We start from the raw sequence: 17367 nt of genomic DNA on the forward strand, positions 1-17367 counted from the left end.
GCAACGCCCACACCGTACAGGAATGAATGAACAGCTCTTCATGCGTACATGTGTCATCGATAGGATGGCGCCATGGGCCACGGAGTCGACGACAAGAGCAACGCCACCACGCGCGAACGCCTGGACACCGTGGGGGCCGCCGACGTCGCCGCCACGCTCCAGGCCCTGGCGACGCCCTCGCGGCTGCTGATCCTCGCCCGTCTGCAGGAGGGCCCCTGCGCCGCCGGCGATCTGGCCGAAGCGGTCGGCATGGAGCAGTCGGCCTGCTCGCATCAGCTGCGCCTGCTGCGCAACCTCGGCCTCATCACGGGCGAACGGCACGGCCGTTCCGTCATCTACGCCCTCTACGACCACCACGTGGCCGAACTCCTCGACCAGGCGCTCTTCCACGTCGAGCACCTGCGCCTCGGTCTGCGGGACACCCCGCAGGGCGGCTAGCCTGAGGACGATCTTCCGCACAGGTGAGGCATCCGTACAAGTGGGACAGACATACGGCGTGTGGCCCGTGGTGGCGGTCGTGGCCGCCGGCGGCGCGATCGGCGCGTCGGCACGCTATGGCGCGTCCCTGATCTGGCCGACCGCCCCCGGCACCTTCCCCACGACGACGCTCCTGGTGAACGTCATCGGATGCGCGGTCATGGGCGCCTTCATGGCGATCCTCGCCGAGATGCGGGCCCCGCACCGGCTGCTGCGGCCCTTCTTCGGCACCGGCGTGCTCGGCGGCTTCACCACCTTCTCGACCTACGCGGTGGACATCGAGCGCCTGGTGGAGGGCGGCCACGCCGGCACGGGCCTGGCTTATCTCGGGCTGACGCTGCTCGCGGCCCTCGCGGCGGTGTGGGGCGCGGCGTGGGCGACCCGCCGTCTGGTCGTACCGATGGTCGTACGGAGGCGGGCATGACCGGGACCGGGGTGATCCGGTGAACTGGCTCTGTGTGGTGGCCGGGGCGATGATCGGCGCCCCGCTGCGGTTCCTCACCGACCGAGCCGTGCAGGCCAGGCACGACACGGTCTTCCCCTGGGGGACGCTCACCGTCAACGTGGCGGGCAGCCTGATCCTCGGCGTGCTCACCGGCGCGACGGTCGCGGGCGCCGCCTCGTCCCACGCGCAGCTGTTCCTCGGCACGGGCCTGTGCGGCGCCCTGACGACGTATTCGACCTTCTCGTACGAGACGCTGCGGCTCACCGAGGGCGACGCCAAGTTCTACGCGGCCGTCAACGTCGTGGCCGGCGTGGTCGCGGCGCTCGGCGCGGTCTTCGTGGGCGTCGCGGTGGCGGATGCGTTCTGGGCGTGAGCTCGCGTCACGCCCGGGACCGGACCTCTCGCTCCCGGGACCGGACCTCTCGCTCCCGGGACCGGGCCTCGGCTCGCTCCCGGGGTCAGACCTCGGTGAAGTCCCCGGAGAGGGCCGCCGCCATCCGCAGGTGCGGGGCCGCGTCCGCGTCCCGTCCCTGCCGCTCCAGCGTGCGGCCGAGGAGCAGCCTGGCGTACTGCTCGACGGGGTCGAGAGCGATGACCGTACGCAACTCGGCCTCCGCGCGCAGCAGTTGCGCCGAGTGGTAGTAGGCGCGGGCCAGCAGCAGACGCGGGGCTACCTGCCCGGGTACCTCGTCGGCCAGGGTGCCGAGGATGCGCGCCGCGGTGGCGTACTCCTTGGCGTCGAAGAACTGCCGCGCGCGCTCCCAGCGCTCCGCCGCGGTTCCGTGGTCGTAGTACATCGTGTCCACTGTTGCCTCCTTCGAGCGCTCCAACGGTCAGGGTTAGTTAAAAATTCCACTAATCGAATCCGCCGGGACGGCGGCGCTGACGGGGGTTCCGCCGGAATGACCGACGTGCGTGCCTGACGCCCGGTGCCCCACGGGTCTAGGTTGTGCGACATGAGCAATCTTGATCGCGAGGCGGTCCCGTCCCTGTGCGGCGGTCGCGGGTTCGTCGTCGCCGAACCGGTCCGTGAACTCCTCAGCCCCCGACAGGTCAAGCTCGGCGAGTCCACCGAGGTCCGCCGCCTGCTGCCCAACCTGGGCCGCCGCATGGTCGGCGCCTGGTGCTTCGTGGACCACTACGGACCCGACGACATCGCCGAGGAGCCCGGCATGCAGGTGGGCCCCCACCCGCACATGGGCCTGCAGACGGTCAGCTGGCTGCACGAGGGCGAGGTCCTGCACCGCGACTCCACCGGCAGCCTCCAGACGATCCGCCCCCGCGAGCTCGGCCTGATGACCTCGGGCCGGGCGATCTCGCACTCCGAGGAGAGCCCCAGGTCGCACGCCCGCTTCCTGCACGGCGCCCAGCTGTGGGTGGCCCTGCCCGACACCCACCGCAACACCGACCCGCGCTTCGAGCACCACGCGGAGCTGCCCCTGGTCACGGCCCCCGGCCTGACGGCGACCCTCATCCTCGGCACGATCGACGGCACCACGTCGCCCGGCACGACCTACACCCCGATCGTCGGCGCCGACCTCGCCCTGGCCCGCGACGCGGACGTACGCCTGCCGCTGAACCCCGACTTCGAGTACGCCGTCCTGTGCATGTCCGGTGAGACCCGGGTGGACGGCGTCCCCGTGCTGCCCGGCTCGATGCTGTACCTGGGCTGCGGCCGCACCGAACTGCCGCTGCACGCCGAGTCGGACGCGGACCTGATGCTCCTCGGCGGCGAGCCGTTCGACGAGGAACTCATCATGTGGTGGAACTTCATCGGGCGGTCCAACGAGGAGATCGCACAGGCCCGTTCGGACTGGACGGACAGCGCGCGCTTCGGCGAGGTGAAGGGCTACGACGGCGACCGCATCCCCGCGCCCGCCTTGCCGCCCGTGCCGCTGAAACCGCGGGGGCGGGTGCGCTGACCGGGATGCGTAACTCCCCGTGCACGGCTTCCCCGACGTATCCGGCCGCTCCCAGCCGGATCTTGACGCGGTAGTCGATTCCTCGCCGAGGGCGGTGTCCTCTGGGCCTCGCGTAAGGGTTGGTATCGCCCGGACGTGCAGGAGCAGGTTCTCGGCAAGGAACAGGAACACGAGCAGATCTGGGCCGTGGAGCACGCCGAGATGCTGAACATGTTGGAAGCCTGGCCCCGGCCGGGCCGCGCGCACCTTTGCCCGTCAGGCGGCGTTTCCCGCCGAGGTCCGTGCGGCATCAGGGACCGGGACGGCGCCTGGGGCCTTGGCGACTGCGACCTTCTCCGGCACCCCGATTCCGAGCTTTTCGAGGATCTTCGTCTCGATCTGGTCGGCGAGGCCGGGGTTGTCCTTGAGGAAGCTGCGGGCGTTCTCCTTGCCCTGGCCGAGTTGGTCGCCCTCGTACGTGTACCAGGCGCCGGCCTTGCGGACGAAGCCGTTATCGACGCCCATGTCGATCAGGCCGCCCTCGCGGCTGATGCCCTGGCCGTAGAGGATGTCGAACTCGGCCTGCTTGAAGGGCGGTGCGACCTTGTTCTTGACAACCTTGACGCGGGTGCGGTTGCCGACCGCGTCGGCACCGTCCTTCAGGGTCTCGATGCGCCGGATGTCGAGGCGCACGGAGGCGTAGAACTTCAGGGCGCGGCCACCGGTCGTGGTCTCCGGCGAGCCGAACATCACGCCGATCTTCTCGCGGAGCTGGTTGATGAAGATGACCGTCGTCCTCGTCTGGCTGAGCGCGCTGGTGATCTTCCGGAGGGCCTGGCTCATCAGGCGGGCCTGCAGACCCATGTGGGAGTCGCCCATCTCGCCCTCGATCTCGGCGCGTGGCACCAGGGCCGCGACGGAGTCGATCACGATCAAGTCGATGGCGCCGGAGCGGATCAGGATGTCGGCGATCTCCAGAGCCTGCTCGCCGTTGTCCGGCTGGGACAGGATGAGATTGTCGGTGTCGACGCCGAGCTTCTTGGCGTACTCCGGGTCCAGTGCGTGCTCGGCGTCGATGAACGCCACCGAGCCGCCGGCCTTCTGCGCGTTCGCCACCGCGTGCAACGTCAGCGTCGTCTTGCCGGAGGACTCCGGCCCGTACACCTCCACCACACGGCCGCGGGGCAGGCCGCCCACACCCAGCGCCACGTCCAGCGCGGTCGATCCGGTGGGGATCACCTCGATGGGCTCATTGGGCCGCTCGCCGAGGCGCATGACCGCACCCCTGCCAAATTTCCGCTCGATCTGTGCGAGCGCCGTGTCCAGCGCCTTTTCGTGGTCGGTTCCTGCCATGAGTTTTCACCCGGTCCGATTGTGTGGCACGCCGCACGTCGGAGAACGTGAGCGTCTACTGCCGACAACGGACGTCTCGGAGATCCAAAAAACGAACATCCGATCGATTTACGTGTCCAGTGAAAGGTACCAAACCGAGGGGGAGCGGGGCGGGTCGCACGCCGGACCGCTCCGGACGCAGACCGCGCCACCGCCCGCTCGAGCCACCGCGCGCGCCGTCGAACCCCGTCACTTCCTCCGAGAGTGGCGTCCACCGGCTTCGCGGGCGAGGCGCGAGGCGTCGGCTCATGAGGTCGAGCATCGTGAGGGGGTTTATGGTTTCGGATCGCCGATGCCGAGGCTGGCTCCATGGTCTGGCATATTCCAGACCAGTGGCGAATGCCCGCTTCCGATGGCTTCGCCACGCCCAATGCCCGTGCGAGCCGCGATAGTTGATTTGCCAAATATTGTCTCCGGATGCTGCTCCGTGCTTGTTCGTCTAGGCTTATAGAGGCGCCTCGAAGAGCACAGTTCAGAGGCGTGCGGCATGTAAGGCCTTGCCTGTGCGCGCATTTCCCCAAATGCGTGTGAGGTAAAGGAAATCCATGCGCCGAGTTTCCACGACTGGCAGTACGTGCAGGAAACGCGCTGGCATTACGTGGGCTACCCGGCGTTCTACGATGGAAGAGGTAGAAGCATGGCTTCCACCGAATTCACAGATCAGGACGTAGCCGAGACGCTGGACGTTGAGGCGGCTCTCGACCCGGCCGAGGCCGACGGCTCCTACCGCGACAGCCGCGAATGTGCGGCACTGGCCCTGACGAGCGGGACGACCTCCCTGCTGTTGTCGCCTCCGACACCGCGGCCCAAGAAGGCTTGACGGGCAACGGTATGGAGGACTCAGGCACTACGACGCCTCTGGCGGGCGCGGTGCAGGGCCTCACATCGGAACTGGTCTCCGCTCTTCGGAGCGGGGGCCGGTTCCGGTTGACCGGCAGCGTGACCGGGCCCGAAGGAGCGGCCGCCGACGGGCTCGCCCTCGCCGCCGTGCGTGTGGTGGGTGCCGACGCCGTGCTGCCGGGTGTCCTGCGCCGCACACCGCTCGAACCCGACGATCTCGCCCTGTTCGGCAAGGCCGTGCAGGCCTATCCGCCCCCCGCCGATGCCTCGCCCACGTCACTGTGGAGCCACTGGGCCATGCGACGCGCACTGGCGGGACTTGACACGTCCTTCGACGCCTCCTTCGACGACGCGAGCGAACTCGCGTCATCACCCCAGGCAGCCTGGCTGGAGGACGCTCCGTGGCAGGTGCTGACCCATCAACTCGCCGTGCTCGCACCCCTCGCGATGCCCGGGGCCGACTGCGCGGTGGCCCGGGTGGCCCGCACACGGCCCGTGGACGTCGCCCGCGGCTTCGTCCGTGCGGTCCGCCGCCGTGACTGGCTGCAAGCCGCCGGAGCGGGCCGCTGGCTGGTCCTGCTCGACGGAGTGCCACAGACACTCGGCCTTGAGGCCGGGCTGGAGTTCGTGGCACACATGGGCTCCGCGGATCCCCGCGTGGTGCTGCAGGTGGAGGCGGCGCAGCTGCTGCGGTCCGGAGTGCCGGGGTGAGGGCGCACGATGTCCGGGGGGTCGCCGAGTCGGCGCTGGCCTGGGTGTCCGAGCACCGTGACGACTTCGCGCTCGGGGACGACGCGCTGGCCGAGAGCGGCAACGTGAACTTCACCTGGAAACCGCTGGGAGAACTGGCGCACGTGTGCGTCACCGTTCGCAGGCACAGCGAGGTGTCCACGCCGCTGCACGAGCAAGCACATGAGCTGCTGACCTTCGCCTGGCGGCAGACCGGGCAGGGCGACCTCCTGTGCCAGTTGCAGCGCCTGGAGCCCTTCGCGACGTACCCGTTGGAGATCTACGCCGCGTTCGCCTCGGCCGGTCTTCGCCACGAGGCCTTCGAAAAGGCAGCCGCGACGGTGGCCCGCACCCGTTCCTGGCAGGTGACCGAGCAGCAGCCCAACAGGCGCCTCGGCATCCTCAACTCCGAACGCCACAGCGGCATGCGGCCGCACCAGGGCATGGAACACGCGCTGAAGCGCACCTGGCTCGGCGGCCTGCCGGAACCCTGGATGTTCGAAGGGGACGCCGGTTACACACTCACTCATGTGATCTTCCACCTCACCGACTGGGGCGCGGACCCGCACCATGTGCCTCCCCAGGTCGCCGCCTACTTGTCCCAGTGGCTTCCGCCGTGGCTCGACACCTGCCTGGAGGACGAGCGGTGGGACCTGAGCTGCGAGCTCCTTGCCGTGGCGGGCAGCCTTCCTGGCCCGCCCGACCGCACGATGCTGCGGGACTCCTGGACGAGACTCGCCCGAGCGCAGGCCGTGTCCGGCGCCGTTCCGGAGATCGGTTCCGGGCGGGGCGGCCGGGCGATCGCGGACGACTTCATCAGTTGCTACCACTCGACCCTGATGACGGCCTTCGCCGCCGTACTGACCGCCGGCGCACTGCACGAGGGCGTACAGCGGGAACGAGGAGTGTCGAGATGACCAGCACCCGCCTCATGCACACCGTCGGCAGCCGCGCCCTGGAATGGCTGCACGCCCACCGCGACGGGTTTCGCCTGGAACCGGACGTCGACCCGGAAGTGGGCTTCCTGGAGCGCTTCAAACCGGTCGGCGAACTGGCCCTCATCTGCGCGGTGCTGTTCCGCGAAGGGGTCGCCGGATCCCGGCAGGCGCAGCTGGCACGGCAACTGCTCGACCACGCCTGGCGCGACACCCTGGACGGTGGCCAGATGCTGGTGCGCGCCCAGCGCATCGAGCTGCTTTCCCCCATCCCCTTCGAGGTCTACCTCCCCTTCAAGGAGTTGGGCTACAGCCACCCTGTCCTCGAGGACATGGTCCGGCACAACCAGAGCCTGGAGAGTTTCGCCGCCCACGAGATGCCACCCGTGCGCCGCCTCGGGCTCTCCGCGTTCCAACGCCGCGGCGGGCTCGAGCCCCGACCGCCGGAAGCCGAGGTCATCGGCCGGACGTGGCTGGGGCGTACCCCCGAACCCTGGACCGTGGAAGGACACACGGCCTACGACATCACCCACACCGTCTTCCACCTCACCGACTGGGGCAAGAGCCCGGACAACATCCCGCCCCCGATCGCCGACTACCTGGCCGCCTGGCTGCCCGCCTGGCTGGACGACTGGCTCGACCTGGAGCGCTGGGACCTGCTGGGCGAACTCCTCGTCGTCGACGCCTGTCTGCCCCTCCCCACTCTCGACGAGCGTGCCTGGGAGGGCTTCGCCGCCGCCCAGCAGCCCGACGGCGCCATGCCCGCCGTACGCACCATCCCCCAGGGCGAGCCCGAAGAGCTCTTCGACCTCATCTACCACCCCACGCTCGTCGCAGCCTTCGCCTCCGTCATGGCCACCTCCCGGGCCCTGACGCAACTCAGCCACGCCACGCCCACATGACACGCCCACATACGCCCTGGCCGGGCGAGTCACGCGACACCATCGAAGACCCGTCCGGTCACCCCCCGGCGGAGGCCCGCCCGGAGGACGACGACGGGACGGTGCGCCGACGGCTGGATGACGCCATCACGGCGGTGCGGGCGCCCGACGTCGTCCTCGCGCTGTCCCGCGCCGGCCGGCGCACGGTGCGCTGCGGCGGCACAGGGCCACCACCGCCCGTACCCCGTGACCAGCTGCGTTACGAGATCGGCTCGGCCTCCAAGACGTTCACCGCCCTGCTGCTTGCCCACCTGACACAATCCGGCATCCTCTCCGCGGGCGAGCCGGCCCTTTCCCTCCTCGCCCCGGAACGGCGTACCGGCGCGGACCCCGTCACCCTCGCCCACCTCATCACCCACACCTCCGGACTGCCCGCCCTGCCCGCCGACTTCTACCCCCGGGCCCTGCCCACCTGGCGCACCAACCCCTACGCCGGTTTCCAGGACCACCACGTCATCGACGCCTTCGTACGCCGCCGTCCACCCCGGCGGCCGGGATCCCGCTGGCACTACTCCAACTTCGGTGTCGCCGTGCTCGGTCACGCCCTGGCCGCCGCCACCGCCACCCCCTGGGACGATCTGCTCACCGGACAGGTGTTGCGCCCCCTGCAACTGGGCGGCACGGCCCTGCGCCCCGCAGGACCGGACACCGATGCCACCGGTCACCGCAAGGACGGCACCACGCCCACGCCCCCGCTGACCATCGGCGGCTTCGAGGCGGCGGGCGCGGTCCGTGCCACCCCGCACGACCTGCTGACCTTCCTCGAAGCCCACCTGGAGCCGACGGGCAGCCCGCTGGCCGCGGCCCTGCGGGCAACGGCCCGCCCGGTCATCCGGCGCGGCTGGGGGCACCGGCACACGCACACCATCGGCTGGTTCCAGCACCCTGCCCAGCACGGCCCGCTCTACTTCCACTGCGGAGCCACCCTGGGCCAACAGGCCTTCCTGGGCTTCAGGCCCGACACCGCGACGGCCCTGGCCGCCGTCTGCACCCGCCGCTACCACGCCCGCGAAACGTTCGTGGCAACGGCGTACGCGCTGCTGGCACAGACCTGAGCCCGAGAGTTGGGGCCAGGGTCATGTCGACCGGACGGTTCGTCAGACGCGCTGCCACAGGGCCGGCGTGCGGGCGGGCTGCCACACGCCCTGCGCCTGGTGCGACTGCAGGCACACGTAGGTGATGCCGTTGAAGGTCACCCGTGTCCCGGTCTCATAGATCTTGCCCGCGCCCCAACTGCCCGACGCTTCCTGCGTACTGGGTTGGCGCTGGGCGGGGGCCGTCTTCAACGTGAGCCCGAACTCGTCGAGCAGCGGGTTCAACGGCTGGTGGAAAGTGATTCCGCCGCTCTTGCAGTCACCGCTGCCGCCGGAGGTCACTCCCTGGGCCTGGGTGCCGGAGATGTAGGAGCCGCCGGAGTCACCCGGCTCCGCACATACCGTGGTGCGGGTGACCCCTTCGATGACGCCCTCCGCGTAGCTCACGCTGGTGCCGTGCTGCTCGACGGTCCCGCAGTGCCAGCCGGTGGTGGAGCCCGACCGGCAGACCGCCGCGCCGACCAGGGCCTGCACAGACCCGGCGACCTGCACGTCCGCCTCCTTTTCGCCCTTCACCCGGGGCGTGGCGGTCCACTGATCGTTCACGCCGACCCAGGACATGTCCTTGGCCGGGAAGACGGACGCCTCGAAGGCACCTTGGGCGACCTTGTTGAAGCCGGTGGTCTTGGCGCCCGGCTTGCCGCAGTGCCCGGCGCTGGCGAACCCCTGCTGGGCGCCCTTGGTCACCGAGAACCCCACCGAACATCGAGCCTTCTCGTCGATGTAGTACGCGTCGCCCCCGCGGACGTCGTGCAGCGCGCGCGGACGCTCGGCCGACACCTTGACGTCCAGGAGTCGCCGGTCGACCCCGGCGGCCGCGATCAGCTTGTCGGCGGCAGCGGCGCTCGTCGCCTGGACGGCCGCCTTGTTGGCCCGCACATCGACGTAGCGCACCGGCGTATCCAGTCCCCCTCCCGCCACGGCGGAGGCATTCAGCTTCTTCGTGAGCGCCTCCAACTCTCCCAGCGCATGCGTGACGACCTTGGCCTGCGCCCCCTCCGCCTTGATGGCCGCCACGTCCGCGGCGTCCGTGGTCGCCACCACCAGACGGGCTGAGGTCGCGCCCTGCACCCAGGCTCCGGCGAAGTCCTTGCCCAGCGCGGTCTGAAGCCGACCCGCCCGCGTCCCGGCCTCCGCCTCGTTCACCAACCGCATGCGCGCCTGCGCACCCGACAGCCCCAGATCACGCTGGAGACCCTGCAGCAACGCCTTTGACGGTTTGTCGGCAGCGAGGGTCTGCGCGGCCGACGGGAGCGCCGGCCCCGTGGAGGACTGCGGCGCGGGTACCGGCGGAGGCGGCGGCGCGACAGCGGCGGCCACCGGCAACCCCGTCAAGGCGAAGGCGCCGAGCACACTCGCCGCGAAGCCGGCGAGTCGGGCCGGGCGGGCAAGGCGGAGGGGATGGGCGGGTTGGCCGGGTCGGTCGGCGTGTCGGTCAGCCATGAGTGATTCCTCATCCTCGGAAGATCCGGTTCGACGGGGTGGAGGCGGAAAAACCTCGGAACCTAGCCCTTGCCGACGCACACTCAGAAAATTCCCCCACGCCCCCGGTTCGGCACAACGGACCACACCCAGCGACCCACCCGGCCCAACGCCTCGCTGCCGCCGACCGCGGCCACCTCCGCGACGGCGCGCCCGCCCGCTTCGGTGATGGCCCTGACGGCGCGGTCGGCAGTGGCATACGTGAGGCCGAGGCCGCGCCCTGGGTCCCGTGACGACAGCGACCTTGCCGCGCAGATCCACGGCGTATGAGCCCAGCATGGAAAACCCCTCCAACAGGCGGTGGCAAGAGATGGTTTGGCAGGTCGGGGGAACACGACTCCGGTCGGCATCGGCTCGCAGAAAGGAAGCTAAGACAAACGATTGTTGTCGTAAATGATTGTTTCCAACATCAATAATTCGGCACGCTGGACATTGGCAACGACGGCCGCCGTCCGTCCGCGAACCACCGACCAGGAGGAGCGCCCTCATGACCAGCCGGAAGACCACCGCCGATCCCGTGGAGGAAGGGTCCGTCGACGAGGGTGCGCCCTGGATGCGGGGCCTCCATGCGGATGCGGGCTATCTGCTCTACCGCCTCGGCCTGCGCTCGGGTCAGCTCTTCAACGCGGCGCTCCAGAGATCCGGCCTACGCCTGCGCCACTACGCGCTGCTGCGCTACCTGGCCACCGTGGAGGGCGCGGCGCAGCGCGAGCTGAGCCAGGAGCTGGGGTACGACCCCAGCGCGATCGTCGGTCTCGTCGACGACCTGGAACGCCTCGGCTTCGTCGAACGCCGCCCGGCTCCCGACGATCGCCGCCGCCGCATCGTGGCTCTGGCCCCCGCGGGCCACGACTTCCTGCGGGACTCCGATGAGGTGGCGCGGGGGGTCACCGATGAGCTTCTGGCCCCGCTCGGCTCGGAGGAGCGGGAGATGTTGCATGTGCTGCTTTCGCGGGTGGCGCATACGGGGGGCAAGGCCTGACCCCCCGTATGCGCCGGTAAGCGTCCGGTTCGTTCGGTTCGTTCGGCTGGTTCGGGTCAGGAGCCCGAGGGCAGCTCCGTCCTCACCTCGCGTGCCGCCGCGACCAGGTTCTCCAGGGATGCCTTGGTCTCGGGCCAGCCTCGGGTCTTGAGGCCGCAGTCCGGGTTCACCCACAGGCGGTCGGCGGGGATGGCCTCAAGTCCCTTGCGCAGCAGGGCTGCCGCCTCCTCGGTGCTCGGCACGCGGGGGGAGTGGATGTCGTAGACGCCGGGCCCCGCCTCACGCGGGTAGCCGTGCTCGGCCAGTTCGCGTGCCACCTGCATGTGTGAGCGGGCCGCCTCCAGGCTGATGACGTCGGCGTCGAGGTCGTCGATGGCCTGGACGATGTCACCGAACTCGGCGTAGCACATGTGCGTATGGATCTGCGTGTCCGGTCGCACGCCGCTGGTGGTGAGGCGGAAGGATTCCGTGGCCCACTCCAGGTACGCGGCGTGCTCGGCGGCGCGCAGCGGCAGCGTCTCGCGCAGCGCGGGCTCGTCCACCTGGATGACCGAAGTGCCCGCGGCCTCCAGGTCGTCGACCTCGTCGCGCAGGGCCAGGGCGACCTGGCGCGCGGTGTCGCCAAGGGGCTGGTCGTCGCGGACGAAGGACCAGGCCAGCATGGTGACAGGGCCCGTGAGCATCCCCTTCACGGGACGGTCCGTGAGGGAGTTGGCGTACGACGTCCAGCGCACCGTCATCGGCTCGGGCCGTGAGATGTCGCCCGCGAGGACCGGCGGGCGTACGTAGCGGGTGCCGTACGACTGGACCCAGCCGTGCTGTGTGGCGAGATAGCCGGTGAGCTGTTCGGCGAAGTACTGCACCATGTCGTTGCGTTCGGGCTCGCCGTGCACCAGGACGTCGATGCCCGCCTTCTCCTGGAAGGCGAGGACGTCGCGGATCTCGGAGCGGATGCGTTCCTCGTAGCCGTCCGTGTCGATGCGGCCCGCGCGCAAGTCGGCGCGTGCGGTGCGCAGTTCGGTGGTCTGCGGGAACGAACCAATGGTCGTCGTGGGCAGTTGTGGCAGGCCGAGTCGGGATCGCTGGGCCGCCGCGCGCTCCGGATAGGCGTGGACGCGGCGGGCGTCGGCTTCCGTGACGGCGGCGGCACGGGAGCGTACCGCCGGGTCGTGGGTGAGGGTCGAACCCGAGCGGGACGCCAGGCCGGCGCGGTTGGCGGCCAGTTCGGCCGTGACGGTGTCCGTCCCCTGGGCCAGGGCGCGCGCCAGCGTGGCGATCTCGGTGGCCTTCTGATGGGCGAAGGCCAGCCAGCGGGCCACCTGCGGGTCGATGTCCCGTTCGGCACCGGCGTCCAGCGGGACGTGCAGCAGGGAGCAGGACGCGGAGACGTCGACCCGGTCGGCGAGACCGAGGAGCGTGCCCAGGGTGGAGAGGGACTTCTCCAGGTCGTTGATCCAGATGTTGCGGCCGTTGACGACACCCGCGACAAGGCGCTTGCCGGGCAGTCCGCCGACGGCGGCGAGGTCCTGCAACTGGCCGGCGGCGGCTTCCGTGAAGTCCAGGGCGAGCCCCTCGACCGGCGCCTTGGCCAGCACGGGCAGCGCCTCGCCGAGCCTGCCGAAGTAAGAGGCGACGAGGAGCCGCGGACGATCGGTGAGGGCGCCCAGGTCGCGGTAAGCGCGAGCGGCGGCGTTGAGCTCCGCCGGGCTGCGGTCCTGGACCAGGGCGGGCTCGTCGAGCTGCACCCATTCGGCGCCCGCGGCGCGCAGGTCGGCGAGGACTTCCGCGTAGACGGGCAGCAGCCGGTCGAGGAGTGTGAGCGGCTCGAAGTCGGCGGCCACGCCGGGCGCGGGCTTGGCGAGCAGCAGATAGGTCACCGGGCCGACAAGGACCGGGCGTGCGGCGAGGCCGAGCGCGACGGCCTCCTTGAGCTCGGCCACCTGCTTGGCGGAGTCGGCGGCGAAGACGGTGTCGGGGCCCAACTCCGGCACCAAGTAGTGGTAGTTGGTGTCAAACCACTTGGTCATCTCCAGCGGCGCCACGTCCTGGGTGCCGCGGGCCATCGCGAAGTAGCCGTCGAGGGGGTCGGTGTCGACGGCCTCGCGGTGCCGCAGGGGGATGGCGCCGACCATGACGCTGGTGTCCAGGACATGGTCGTAGTACGAGAAGTCGCCGGTCGGCACTTCGTGGATGCCGGCTTCGGTCAGGTGCCGCCAGGTGGACCGGCGCAGGTGCGCCGCGGTCTCCCGCAGGGCGTCGGCGCTGACGCGGCCCTTCCAATAGCCCTCGACGGACTTTTTCAGTTCCCGGTCGGGGCCCTGGCGGGGGTAGCCGTACACGGTGGCCCGTGCTGCCGCGGCTGCGGACTTCGCTGTCACGGAAATCTCCTTCGCGAGATGACTCCTGAGAATCCCGGGGACGGGACACGGACGCGAAGGGATGACGGACCGGGCGGACGGACACGCGCCGGTCGCGCGGTGCTCCACCTGATCTGTACGCCGACCCGCCCACGAGGTCACCGGGATGTCCGCACATGAGGGATCACGTACGGGCAACGGGCAGGTCTTCGGACTCGCGGGCACATCTGCCGAGGCAGACACCTACTGGCCGTCGCTTCCCGGATCCCTGAGGGATCCAGTGCGTATGACGGCGGTCGTTCCCACTCACCGCTGCGGGGCAGTCCCGGATTCCCACCGGGTTCCCTCTTGCGACGCCGCTGCCTGGCGGACAGGGCGAACCAGCTGCACGGATCAGGCTAGAGGGTGGTCGGCCTCTTGGGCAGTACTGATCACATTCCGGACCGTGAGGTGAGACACGGTCTTATTGCACATGGATTGCAACTACAATTCTCTTGCGGAAAGTACGGAAGACCTGTACGTGAAGGAGACGCCGGTGGCCGCGGGGCGCATTGTGCTGGGAATCGAGTCGTCGTGTGACGAGACCGGGGCGGGGATCGTCTCGGAGGGGCGGCTGCTCGCCCATGTGGTCGCGTCGAGCATGGACGAGCACGCCCGGTTCGGCGGTGTGGTCCCCGAGATCGCCGCCCGAGCGCATCTGCACTCCTTCACCCCGGTCGTCCGGCACGCCCTAGACCAGGCGGACCTGGAGCTGTCCGACATCGACGCGGTGGCCGTCACCACGGGCCCCGGCCTGGCGGGTGCGTTGCAGGTCGGCCTCGCGGGAGCGAAGACCCTGGCCCACGCGCTCGACGTCCCGTTGTACGGGGTGCACCACCTGGCCGGTCACGTCGCCGCCGACACGCTGGAGCACGGCCCGCTGCCCGAGCCCTGCGTGGTGCTCATCGTCTCCGGCGGGCACACGTCCCTGCTGCTCGTCCGGGACCTGGCCCGCGATCGGATCGTGCACCTGGGGGACACCCTGGACGACGCGGCCGGCGAGTGCTTCGACAAGGTCGCCCGGGTCTTCGGCCTGCCGTATCCGGGCGGCCCCGCCATCGACCGCGCGGCCCGGGACGGCGACCCGCGCGCGGTGGCCTTCCCCCGCCCGCTCACCGGGCCGAAGGACGCGCCGTACGCGTTCTCCTTCTCCGGCCTCAAGACCGCCGCCGCCCGATGGGCCGAAGGGCACGCAGGCCGTCAACTGCCGGTGGCCGACGGTGCGGCCTCGCTCCAGGAGGCCGTCGCGGACGTCCTGACCCGCAAGGCGCTCGCCGCCTGCCGGGATCACGGGGTCACGACCCTCGTCGTGGTCGGCGGGGTCGCCGCGAACTCGCGGGTGCGGTCGCTCGCGGAGGAGCGGTGCGCGGCAGCCGGCGTGCGACTGCGCGTTCCCCCGATGACCTTGTGCACCGACAACGGCGCGATGATCGCCGCCGTCGGCGACCTGCTCGTACGCGCCGGGGCCGAGCCCGCGCCCCTGGACGTGTCGATCGATCCGTCCGCCCCGCTGGAGTACGCGGCCCTGCAGCCGGGAGCGGACCCGGCGAAGACCGCCCGATGACGGCGGCCGTCCGCGTTCTGTGCGCTGAGCAACTGCTCGCGCACACCGACGCCTTGCGCACGGTCTACGGCGAAGCCTTCGGCCCGCCGCCCTGGCACGAGGACGAGGAGAGGGCGGCGCAGTTCCTGGTCCGGCTCGGCGACGACGTGCGGCGTCCCGGCTTCACCGCGGCGATCGCCCTGAAGGGGTCGGACATCGCCGGATTCACCACCGGGTGGACCACTCCCGCCCCCTTTCCCGCCGATCGCTGCTATCCGCAGGCGGCCGCCGGACTCGGGGCCGAGCGCGCCCTGATGTGGCTGAGCGGGGCGCGTGAGATAGACGAACTCGCCGTACGCCCCGGGGCGCAGGGGACCGGGATCGGGACGGCCCTGCTCGGGGCGGTGGCCGCGGGTGCCCCCGACGGCCGTGCCTGGCTGCTCACTTCGGTCCGGTCGGCGCAGGCCATGGCTTTCTACGATCGCCAGGGCTGGACCCAGCGACCCACCCCGCACCCGACGGCAAAGGCGTCGTCGTCTTCCTCGGGCCCCGCCACCCCGCCAGGACTCTCGCGGTGTCCTGCGGCACAGGAGGGGCGACCTCCCGGGGAGCAGGGCGTACGCCGGGCGCGCATGAGCCGTTGCACATGGGCTGACCAGGGGCGTACGCCCAGGTCGTGTGCGCTCGTGTGTGCCACAAGCGGTGCGGTCCCGCAAGTTGTCAGGTCACTCGATTCCGCACTAGGGTCACCACGCCTTGGTGCTCGGGAAATCGGTGTGATGCCGGTGCGGCCCTCGCCACTGTGATCGGGAAGTCCGGCTCCAGCCCTCGCGGCAGCCACTGGGTGCAACACGCGCCCGGGAAGGCGGAGTCCGGTCGGTACGACCCGTCAGCCAGGAGACCGGCCAAGGCGCGTTGTCCATCCACGAGGTGCTGGAGAGGGTCTGCTTAGCCATGCACATAGCCGAGGGTTTCCTCCCACCGGCGCACGCGATCGCCTGGGGCGTAGCGTCCGCGCCGTTCGTCGTCCACGGAGTCCGCTCCCTCACCCGTGAGGTCAAGGAACACCCGGAGAGCACCTTGCTCCTGGGTGCGTCCGGAGCGTTCACCTTTGTCCTTTCCGCGCTGAAGATCCCGTCCGTGACGGGCAGTTGCTCGCACCCGACGGGCACCGGGCTCGGCGCGATCCTGTTCCGGCCGCCGATCATGGCGGTGCTCGGCACCATCACGCTGCTGTTCCAGGCGCTGCTGCTCGCCCACGGCGGGCTCACCACGCTGGGTGCCAACGTGTTCTCCATGGCGATCGTCGGGCCATGGGCCGGATACGCCGTCTACCGGCTCCTGAAGCGGTACGACGTGCCGCTCATGGTGGCCGTGTTCTTCGGTGCGTTCGTCGCCGACCTGTCCACGTACTGCGTCACCAGCGTCCAGCTCGCCCTGGCGTTCCCGGACCCCAGCAGCGGATTCATCGGCGCCCTGGGCAAGTTCGGCGGCATCTTCGCCGTCACGCAGATCCCCCTCGCGGTCAGCGAGGGGCTGCTCACCGTCGTGGTGATGCGGCTGCTCGTGCAGTCGAGCAGGGGCGAGCTCACGCGGCTCGGCGTGCTGCTCCAAAGCAAGAAGCCGTCCGCGCAGGCAGACACCGGCAGCAAGACGGAGACCGAGACGGGGGCCAGCGCCTGATGAGCCGGAACGCGAAGATCAACACTCTGCTCCTCCTCATCGTCGCCGCGCTGGCGGTGCTGCCGCTGGCGCTCGGCCTCGGCGACGACGAGAAGGAGCCGTTCGCCGGGGCCGACGCCCAGGCCGAGACCGCGATCACCGAGATCAAGCCGGATTACGAGCCCTGGTTCTCGCCGCTGTACGAACCCCCCTCCGGGGAGATCGAGTCGGCGCTGTTCGCGCTGCAGGCGGCGCTCGGCGCGGGCGTCCTCGCGTACTACTTCGGTCTGCGCAAGGGGCGCCGTCAGGGCGCCGAGGCAGCGCGTACCGAGGCGGCGCGTACCGATGCAGCTACCGCGGAGCAAGCTGTCGACGAGGAGCACACCCGGTCCGGGGCCGGGCAGGTCTGACCCGGCGTGCTGCCCATTGACGCGGCGGCGCACAGCAGTCGCTGGCGCCGCCGCCACCCCGTGGACAAGGCCGTGTTTGTGGTTGGGATCGCCACCCTCTACCTCTCCCCCCCACCCCTAAAAGGGGGCGCCCCTGTC

At 70.4% G+C, this 17367-nt stretch carries 17 protein-coding genes, 1 pseudogene and 2 riboswitches; of the genes and pseudogenes, 14 read left to right on the forward strand and 4 right to left on the reverse strand.

All coding sequences use genetic code 11. The features are described from left to right. The first annotated feature begins 72 nt into the window (after positions 1-72). From ACZ5U5_RS12320 to crcB (ACZ5U5_RS12330), 3 genes are read left to right on the forward strand one after another with little or no spacing between them, the layout of a single operon-like run. Positions 73-438, forward strand: a complete 366-nt coding sequence (locus ACZ5U5_RS12320) for an ArsR/SmtB family transcription factor (protein WP_469019856.1) — start codon at positions 73-75, stop codon at positions 436-438. 40 nt (positions 439-478) lie between these two features. Then, the gene (gene crcB, locus ACZ5U5_RS12325) at positions 479-901 is read left to right on the forward strand and encodes a fluoride efflux transporter CrcB (RefSeq protein ID WP_469019857.1); all 423 of its coding nucleotides are present in this window, start codon (positions 479-481) and stop codon (positions 899-901) included. A gap of 19 nt (positions 902-920) precedes the next feature. After that, complete coding sequence (gene crcB / locus ACZ5U5_RS12330; protein ID WP_469019860.1) at positions 921-1295, forward strand: fluoride efflux transporter CrcB; 375 nt, start codon at positions 921-923, stop codon at positions 1293-1295. A gap of 85 nt (positions 1296-1380) precedes the next feature. Here the strand turns inward: crcB (ACZ5U5_RS12330) and ACZ5U5_RS12335 are convergent, their stop codons facing one another. Further along, the gene (locus ACZ5U5_RS12335) at positions 1381-1728 is read right to left on the reverse strand and encodes a tetratricopeptide repeat protein (RefSeq protein WP_469019862.1); all 348 of its coding nucleotides are present in this window, start codon (positions 1726-1728) and stop codon (positions 1381-1383) included. 150 nt (positions 1729-1878) lie between these two features. Between ACZ5U5_RS12335 and ACZ5U5_RS12340 the strand changes: the two genes are divergently transcribed. Then, entirely contained in the window at positions 1879-2844 is a 966-nt protein-coding gene (locus ACZ5U5_RS12340; RefSeq protein ID WP_469019864.1) for a pirin family protein, read from the forward strand. 255 nt (positions 2845-3099) lie between these two features. On the opposite strand, the gene recA is transcribed toward ACZ5U5_RS12340, so the two are convergent. Beyond that, positions 3100-4176, reverse strand: coding sequence for a recombinase RecA (recA, locus tag ACZ5U5_RS12345; RefSeq protein WP_469019866.1), 1077 nt, complete (start codon positions 4174-4176; stop codon positions 3100-3102). Between the two features lie 676 nt (positions 4177-4852). Here recA and ACZ5U5_RS12350 point away from each other — a divergent pair. Genes ACZ5U5_RS12350 through ACZ5U5_RS12370 form a run of 5 tightly spaced genes read left to right on the forward strand, consistent with a single transcriptional unit; the run spans position 4853 to position 8715 of the window. Next, positions 4853-5035 (forward strand): hypothetical protein, encoded by a 183-nt coding sequence (locus ACZ5U5_RS12350; RefSeq protein WP_469019868.1) that lies wholly within the window; start codon positions 4853-4855, stop codon positions 5033-5035. Positions 5036-5046: 11 nt separating this feature from the next. After that, on the forward strand, positions 5047-5766 hold the full coding sequence (locus ACZ5U5_RS12355; protein WP_469020832.1) for a hypothetical protein: 720 nt from the start codon (positions 5047-5049) through the stop codon (positions 5764-5766). Beyond that, on the forward strand, positions 5763-6701 hold the full coding sequence (locus tag ACZ5U5_RS12360) for a DUF6895 family protein (protein ID WP_469019870.1): 939 nt from the start codon (positions 5763-5765) through the stop codon (positions 6699-6701). The genes ACZ5U5_RS12355 and ACZ5U5_RS12360 overlap by 4 nt, the downstream gene beginning before the upstream one ends. Further along, entirely contained in the window at positions 6698-7621 is a 924-nt protein-coding gene (locus ACZ5U5_RS12365) for a DUF6895 family protein (protein WP_469019872.1), read from the forward strand. The genes ACZ5U5_RS12360 and ACZ5U5_RS12365 overlap by 4 nt, the downstream gene beginning before the upstream one ends. Beyond that, positions 7618-8715: a serine hydrolase domain-containing protein gene (locus ACZ5U5_RS12370; RefSeq protein WP_469019875.1), complete on the forward strand. Its 1098-nt coding sequence runs from the start codon at positions 7618-7620 to the stop codon at positions 8713-8715. The genes ACZ5U5_RS12365 and ACZ5U5_RS12370 overlap by 4 nt, the downstream gene beginning before the upstream one ends. A 42-nt stretch (positions 8716-8757) precedes the next feature. Here the strand turns inward: ACZ5U5_RS12370 and ACZ5U5_RS12375 are convergent, their stop codons facing one another. Then, positions 8758-10197, reverse strand: a complete 1440-nt coding sequence (locus ACZ5U5_RS12375; RefSeq protein ID WP_469019876.1) for a carbohydrate-binding protein — start codon at positions 10195-10197, stop codon at positions 8758-8760. A gap of 526 nt (positions 10198-10723) precedes the next feature. On the opposite strand from ACZ5U5_RS12375, the gene ACZ5U5_RS12380 reads away from it, so the two are divergent. Further along, positions 10724-11218 (forward strand): MarR family winged helix-turn-helix transcriptional regulator, encoded by a 495-nt coding sequence (locus ACZ5U5_RS12380; RefSeq protein ID WP_469019878.1) that lies wholly within the window; start codon positions 10724-10726, stop codon positions 11216-11218. A gap of 56 nt (positions 11219-11274) precedes the next feature. Here the strand turns inward: ACZ5U5_RS12380 and metE are convergent, their stop codons facing one another. Next, the gene (metE, locus tag ACZ5U5_RS12385) at positions 11275-13596 is read right to left on the reverse strand and encodes a 5-methyltetrahydropteroyltriglutamate--homocysteine S-methyltransferase (protein ID WP_469019881.1); all 2322 of its coding nucleotides are present in this window, start codon (positions 13594-13596) and stop codon (positions 11275-11277) included. Between the two features lie 162 nt (positions 13597-13758). Then, positions 13759-13975: riboswitch (cobalamin riboswitch) on the reverse strand. Between the two features lie 135 nt (positions 13976-14110). Between metE and tsaD the strand changes: the two genes are divergently transcribed. The 4 genes and pseudogenes from tsaD (at position 14111) to ACZ5U5_RS12405 (ending at position 17229) form a co-directional block, all read left to right on the forward strand. Further along, entirely contained in the window at positions 14111-15178 is a 1068-nt protein-coding gene (tsaD, locus tag ACZ5U5_RS12390; RefSeq protein WP_469020834.1) for a tRNA (adenosine(37)-N6)-threonylcarbamoyltransferase complex transferase subunit TsaD, read from the forward strand. After that, positions 15175-15812: pseudogene (locus ACZ5U5_RS12395) on the forward strand (GNAT family N-acetyltransferase). Before tsaD ends, ACZ5U5_RS12395 begins: the two are co-directional and overlap by 4 nt. 85 nt (positions 15813-15897) lie before the next feature. Then, a riboswitch (cobalamin riboswitch) is annotated at positions 15898-16081 on the forward strand. A gap of 30 nt (positions 16082-16111) precedes the next feature. Next, positions 16112-16840: an energy-coupling factor ABC transporter permease gene (locus ACZ5U5_RS12400; protein ID WP_469019883.1), complete on the forward strand. Its 729-nt coding sequence runs from the start codon at positions 16112-16114 to the stop codon at positions 16838-16840. Further along, a complete protein-coding gene (locus tag ACZ5U5_RS12405) occupies positions 16840-17229 on the forward strand; it encodes an energy-coupling factor ABC transporter substrate-binding protein (RefSeq protein WP_469019885.1) in 390 nt (129 codons plus the stop codon). The genes ACZ5U5_RS12400 and ACZ5U5_RS12405 overlap by 1 nt, the downstream gene beginning before the upstream one ends. Positions 17230-17367: the final 138 nt, after the last annotated feature.

It is taken from the genome of Streptomyces sp. NPDC033177, from assembly GCF_055577715.1.

Coding starts and splice junctions, on each gene's coding strand:
- ACZ5U5_RS12320 (WP_469019856.1), top strand. CDS start 73: ATGGGCCACGGAGTCGACGACAAGAGCAACGCCACCACGCGCGAACGC.
- ACZ5U5_RS12340 (WP_469019864.1), top strand. CDS start 1,879: ATGAGCAATCTTGATCGCGAGGCGGTCCCGTCCCTGTGCGGCGGTCGC.
- recA (WP_469019866.1), bottom strand. CDS start 4,176: ATGGCAGGAACCGACCACGAAAAGGCGCTGGACACGGCGCTCGCACAG.
- ACZ5U5_RS12350 (WP_469019868.1), top strand. CDS start 4,853: ATGGCTTCCACCGAATTCACAGATCAGGACGTAGCCGAGACGCTGGAC.
- ACZ5U5_RS12355 (WP_469020832.1), top strand. CDS start 5,047: ATGGAGGACTCAGGCACTACGACGCCTCTGGCGGGCGCGGTGCAGGGC.
- ACZ5U5_RS12365 (WP_469019872.1), top strand. CDS start 6,698: ATGACCAGCACCCGCCTCATGCACACCGTCGGCAGCCGCGCCCTGGAA.
- ACZ5U5_RS12370 (WP_469019875.1), top strand. CDS start 7,618: ATGACACGCCCACATACGCCCTGGCCGGGCGAGTCACGCGACACCATC.
- ACZ5U5_RS12375 (WP_469019876.1), bottom strand. CDS start 10,197: ATGGCTGACCGACACGCCGACCGACCCGGCCAACCCGCCCATCCCCTC.
- ACZ5U5_RS12380 (WP_469019878.1), top strand. CDS start 10,724: ATGACCAGCCGGAAGACCACCGCCGATCCCGTGGAGGAAGGGTCCGTC.
- ACZ5U5_RS12400 (WP_469019883.1), top strand. CDS start 16,112: ATGCACATAGCCGAGGGTTTCCTCCCACCGGCGCACGCGATCGCCTGG.
- ACZ5U5_RS12405 (WP_469019885.1), top strand. CDS start 16,840: ATGAGCCGGAACGCGAAGATCAACACTCTGCTCCTCCTCATCGTCGCC.